Genomic DNA, 413 nt, shown 5'->3' on the forward strand with positions numbered 1-413 from the left:
GCTGCTGCTGCGGCTGCGCTTGTGGCTGACGCTGTTGCTGCTGGCTTGGCGACGCTTTTTGCGCGGCGGCGCGCAGACGGGCCAGTGCTTCGGGCGATGGGGTGCCAGGGGCGCGTGGCGCGACAAACGCCTCTTGCTCTTGCGCGTCGACATTCACCTCTTCGCGGCGCGGCTGGAAGGACGCAACCTCGGGACGGTAGGCGGGGGGGGGCAGATCATCTGCGTCCGACGCTTCGTCTTCATAGGACGTGTCAGAGAAACCGCTGTGGTTGACCGCGGCTTCTTCCTTGAACAGCTGCTGCTGTGGCTCTTCTTCGTACTCGGCCTGTGCGGCAACGGGTGCAGGTGCTTCGGCGGCGGGGGCTTGTTCAACCTCTGGCGCTTTGGCAGGCAATGGCTGCGACATCGAACGG

General features: G+C 65.6%; 1 pseudogene. It reads right to left on the reverse strand.

Annotated elements, in window-relative coordinates:
- Window positions 1–406, reverse strand: a pseudogene (locus B3849_RS07090) (cell division protein FtsZ); the annotation flags it as partial.
- Window positions 407–413: the final 7 nt, after the last annotated feature.

It is taken from the genome of Sulfitobacter sp. UBA4523, from assembly GCF_002388305.1.
Taxonomy (GTDB): Bacteria; Pseudomonadota; Alphaproteobacteria; order Rhodobacterales; family Rhodobacteraceae; genus Sulfitobacter; species Sulfitobacter pontiacus.